The sequence below is a fragment of the Croceitalea marina genome (assembly GCF_042684265.1).
GTDB classification, from domain to species: domain Bacteria; phylum Bacteroidota; class Bacteroidia; order Flavobacteriales; family Flavobacteriaceae; genus Croceitalea; species Croceitalea marina.
In genome coordinates, this window is the sequence record NZ_JBHULB010000070.1 from 1 (window position 1) to 5028 (window position 5028).

5 protein-coding genes and 2 pseudogenes are annotated in these 5028 nt (G+C 33.6%); 6 read left to right on the forward strand and 1 reads right to left on the reverse strand.

The window, feature by feature from the left end:
• From ACFSQJ_RS14510 to ACFSQJ_RS14530, 5 genes and pseudogenes are all read left to right on the forward strand, one after another.
• A pseudogene (locus ACFSQJ_RS14510) lies at window positions 1-524 on the forward strand (nucleoside hydrolase); the annotation flags it as partial.
• 143 nt (window positions 525-667) lie between these two features.
• Entirely contained in the window at window positions 668-934 is a 267-nt protein-coding gene (locus tag ACFSQJ_RS14515; protein ID WP_377767686.1) for a transposase, read from the forward strand.
• Window positions 935-990: 56 nt separating this feature from the next.
• Complete coding sequence (locus ACFSQJ_RS14520) at window positions 991-1284, forward strand: hypothetical protein (RefSeq protein ID WP_377767687.1); 294 nt, start codon at window positions 991-993, stop codon at window positions 1282-1284.
• Window positions 1285-1296: 12 nt separating this feature from the next.
• On the forward strand, window positions 1297-1638 hold the full coding sequence (locus ACFSQJ_RS14525; protein WP_377767688.1) for a DDE-type integrase/transposase/recombinase: 342 nt from the start codon (window positions 1297-1299) through the stop codon (window positions 1636-1638).
• Between the two features lie 204 nt (window positions 1639-1842).
• Window positions 1843-2613, forward strand: coding sequence for a glycosyltransferase family A protein (locus tag ACFSQJ_RS14530; RefSeq protein ID WP_377767689.1), 771 nt, complete (start codon window positions 1843-1845; stop codon window positions 2611-2613).
• 242 nt (window positions 2614-2855) lie between these two features.
• Here the strand turns inward: ACFSQJ_RS14530 and ACFSQJ_RS14535 are convergent, their stop codons facing one another.
• Window positions 2856-3665, reverse strand: a complete 810-nt coding sequence (locus tag ACFSQJ_RS14535) for a hypothetical protein (RefSeq protein WP_377767690.1) — start codon at window positions 3663-3665, stop codon at window positions 2856-2858.
• Window positions 3666-4595: 930 nt separating this feature from the next.
• On the opposite strand from ACFSQJ_RS14535, the pseudogene ACFSQJ_RS14540 reads away from it, so the two are divergent.
• Window positions 4596-5028 (forward strand): annotated as a pseudogene (locus tag ACFSQJ_RS14540) (hypothetical protein); the annotation flags it as partial.

Sequence of the window (5028 nt, forward strand, 5' to 3'; positions counted from 1 at the left end):
ATAGAACTAAGGTAATATGGCTCGGTTCAAACTATCCTGACAGGGGTGAATACAATCTGGAAAATGACGTATCATCGGTCAACTATGTCATAGAAAGTGGCATTCCCTTAGAAATAGTTACCGTACGGCAGAATTCTTCTTTAAGGGGATCAGCTAATGTTAGTGTATCTAGAACTGAGATTTATGATAAAATGCCTGGTCTAGGGCCATTGGCAATGTCACCCGTAACAGGTAGACACGGAGGTAGTTTTCGTCATTTTGGCGATTACTCCATTAACCTATTTCAAAATAAAAGCGGTGACAGGCCACGGAAACCACTTTTTGATTTGGTCGCGTTATCAATCTTGAAGAATCCTCAATGGGGCGTTAGAGAATCAATACCTGCTCCCATAGTTGTAGATAACCTAAATTGGTCTAACAGACCCGGAAATAGCAGAGAGATTACAATTTGGGAGGATTTCAATAGCGAAGCAATCATTGAAGACTTTTTTGAATCAATTGAAAACGACTATTTGGTGGAATGATTAGAATTAAGTTTAAGAATTATAGTGTGATTTGAAATAATTTTTGATAAATATTCCATGATTTACCAAGCTGAATTTGGTGTGTAGCCTTCCCCAAAAATAGGGCAGTATAAAATTCAGAAATTTTAAATTTTAACTGTCAGATGCAGAAAAGCAAGTTTACCGAGAGCCAAATAATCAAGGCTTTAAAAGAGAACGAACAAGGGAGGAAAGTTAGAGAGATATCCAGAGAATTGGGTATCGATACCAGTACGTTTTATTATTGGCGCAAGAAATATGGTGGTATGGAGATTACCCATATAAAGTGTTTAAAGGAACTGGAGGAAGAAAACCGCAAGCTCAAGCAGACGTACGCCGATGCCAGTCTGTATATTAGAATGCTCAAGGATGTACTATCAAAAAAGTTCTAAGGCCTTCCGACAAGAAGCATCGTGCTAAATACCTTCAAGAGTTCTATTCGATAAGTGTGTCACGTTCCTGTCAGGTTCTTGAACTTCCTCGTTCGATGTGGTACAACCATAACAAGAAAGACGATACCAAGGTTATAATTGCTCTTTCACGCTTGGCAAAAGAACTACCTACTAGAGGTTTTGAAGTGTATTACAAACGATTGCGTCATGAAGATCATAAATGGAACAGGAAAGGGGTGCTTCGTGTTTACAGGGCTATGAACCTTAAACTGAGAAGGAAACACAAAAAAAGGCTTCCAGAAAGAGTAAAGAACCCTTTGGAAGTTCAAAATCAGTTCAATGAGGTATAGAGCATGGATTTTATGGCCAATGTATCATCCGATGGAAGAAAGATTAGAGTATTCAATGTAATGGATGATTGTAACCGTGAAGCTTTAGTTATGGATATTGAACTCTACTATCCTGCCAAAATGGTTGTAGAGACCTTAGGTCATTTAGTAGAAGAAATAGGGTTGCCTAAAACCATACGTTGTGATAATGGTCCTGAATTAATATCTAAAGCCCTAACAAAATGGTATAAAAAGAAGCGGATTGAGCTTAGATTTACACAGCCAGGAAAACCTGTGCAGAATGCATTTATGGAACGCCTTAACAGGCATTATCGGGAAGATGTTCTTGATGATTATTGGTTTAATGACCTGTAAGATAAGAACACTAACTAACAAATGGAAGGAAGATTACAATACAAAGCACCTACATTTGGCATTAGATGATATGCCACCAAGGGAATATAAAAACCGTTTCGGGGGAAGAATTCTTCCCCGAAACGAACATTATTAATCAAAAATTGTTGAATTTAGAGTTGTCCTTAAAAGGATAAGGCTACATTAATAATTAAACATTAAGAAATGCTGGGATTCATTGTACCTATAAAAAGTAAAACTATTTCGAAGGAATGGGACCTTTTTTCTCGTTACGTAGAACGCACCATAAAGTCAATTTGTAATCAAAAAAATCTAAATTTCAAGGTTTTCGTAGTTTGTCATGAAATTCCTGAGACTTCCTTTGTAAAGGATAATAGGGTGACTTTTTTGCAAGTTGATTTTCCTCCACCTGTTCTAGGTGAATCTCCCAAAGAAAATAGTGTAAAAAAAGAAGTTGACAAGGCCAATAAAATCAAATTTGGAGCTAGGGAGGCACAAAAAGAAGGAATTTCTTATATAATGACAGTTGATGGAGATGATTGTATCAGTAATAAAATTAGTGGCTATGTTAACGACAATGGTTCCGATTCAATTACTGGATGGTATGTCCAAAAAGGCTATTTGTACAACGAAGGTAGGAATTACGCCTATCTGAATTTAAAAAATTTCAACCGAGTTTGTGGATCTTGTATAATCATAAAACCAGAATTTTTCCACCTTATGATTAATAAAAATGGTGTGTTCCGTCATGGCTGGACTGATTTAAAGGGACATACTTTACAGCCATTCCCCTTTCCTGCGGTAATTTATAGCATGGTCAACGGAACCAATATGTTAATGAATAAAGAAGGAAAGCAACAGCGAAAGACTAAGCTAAACTTTTTCAGAAAAAAAAATTTAACTACGCTAATAAGAAGAATAAAAAAATATCGCTTGGTTTCAATCAAATCCTTAAAAAGTGAATATATGATTTAATACAAGTTCACTATATCCGGCCTCCACCAAGAATTGTTCTATAACAATATATAGTGAAGATTCTTAACGTACAGCTATAGATCTCCATTTACATCTTAGTTAATCCGTCCCCTTGGTTTTTGGTTCCCTATAATAACTTATAAAACTGATTCTAACCCCCTGCTTTTAACTATTTCGTTTTTAAAGGTAAGTCACAATGATATTATTAACCCATTTTGGAGGCAACGTTTGATGTTTTTAATTTAAGACAATAATTCCCTTTCCTTAATCAATTTTGCCGTCAATAACTCGTACTCCAAATCAATTGATTGATTATTATAGATGAAAGGTTTATGTTTTCCTTTTCTCATGAAGCGTTTTTGAGTAGAAGGAGTTTGTGGTTCATTCAGTAAGGTCTCAATATATGGTAATTTCTTATCTATTTCCTCTAGCTTAACATAAGTGAGATTTTTAAGAAGACGGGTTTTTTTAGTGAAATTCATGTAAAATTGAATGAGCTTATCTATTATTTCTTGATTCTTGTTGGTATTATTGCCAATTTCAAATTCATAAAGATTTACACCAACCTTCATTTTCCAAAAAAAATCATTGCCGATCGGGTATTTATATTCTTCCATCTTAATTCTGACGTTCCAGTAATTTATTACAGAAGATACCCATGAGGATGGATTTCTTAGAATACATATATATTCCAAATCCCTTGCGTCTTCATTTTCAATCAATTCATTTATGTAAGCACTCCAAAATCCCGAACATTCCAATTTGAGATTTAGATATTGCATCCTTCTCTTGAAAAAACTATCAAAATTATTGGAAAGACATTTTAACGATGCAAGGTGCAGAGGTTCATGTTTGGATATTTTTGGACTAAAAGATTTTGCCAAATAGGTAGTACCAGTTTTATATGGTGATATGCAATATACTGTCTTTCGATTAATATCTGATTTGAAAGAAATTATTCTGATGTATTGTATTCTCGCTTGAATGTTTTTTAAAGGTATGGCTAAAGAAGTTTTAAGTAAATTATATTTAATTCTATTGATTATAGTCATTAAGTTTTTTTATAAATTTTGGAACTGTTCGGAATATACGATAAAACTCCTTAACACTTTGTAAGACATACTTAATCGTTTCAAAGTCATTATTTCTTGTACAAGGAAGCAACCAAATTGATTGAAAGGCTTTTCATACCTGATCGAAACTCTTGGTGCGAATATTTATTTAACCTTATAGTGCCTTTACCAATCTAATATTCTATCTATTTTTAGTCAATATCCTAATCTGGTACTGAAAATTGAATAAGTATGCAGTAGTACCTCTTGGTGACAACAATGACTAAGTCTTTTGATGTGAATTTTCTGAAAGAACTTTTCTGAATTGATATATTTGAGTTATATTACTAAGTCTTTGAACCTCATATGGAGCCTCGTTTGCTGCTAGACTCGATATCGTGTTTTGGCTTGGAGATATTCTTTGTGACTGATTACCAAAAACACCCAAACGTGCTTTAGTATCGAAAAGACTTAAGAATTATATTTAGCCTTAGTGGTAAGAATTAACAATTACTTGGAGTATCAACTTAATACTATAAGACCTTGAGCCAATATCATCTTGTTTTACTGTGGGGCACTCGATATATATTTCACCTCCACAAGGATTCTTATATGTTAGTTATTTCATATTAGATTCTCTATGAGAATTTAAAACTTCATTGGCTATCATTATTCAAGACTGATATTTTCATAGACTAATGCAATTGGTTGATTTTTCCTGGAAATCTAAAATATTTATTAAAAAATAGTGTAGTTCATCGAATAATAAAAACGGTGAGATCGAAAATTATAGTTCGTTGCGTTTAAGTATTGATGTCAAATTAGGTATTTCATCGAAAAAATGAATCAATTTACCGACCAATTACTAAAATCTAAATATTTTTACAAAACCCAAATTTGAATACCGTAGAATTTACTCCACTGAGACTTATGAAACACTTTTTGAATAGTCCCCAATCATTTTTACTCCTTATTTGTAGTATTCTATTCTTTACCTCATGCAGTAAAGATTCAGATTTATTTGAAATTATTTCTGAAGAACAAATTGATGAATCTGCAGAAGTTCTGGACACACAAAATGAGGAAGCCGATGATGATGAAAATTCAGATTCACAAAATGAGGAAGAAGGTGATTCTAATGAGGATAACGATTCCGGAACAGGAAGCGATACTCAAAAACTTAATATCATTTTTGATACGGATGCAAATAATGAACTCGATGATCAACATGCTCTTGCATATCTTTTGTCAAATGGAGATTTGTTCAACTTAGAAGTGATAACGGTTAACGCAACTGGCTTTGGTGGTGGTATTCAAAATGATTTTGATGAAGCTACTAGAATTTTACAGTTTTATAATTTAC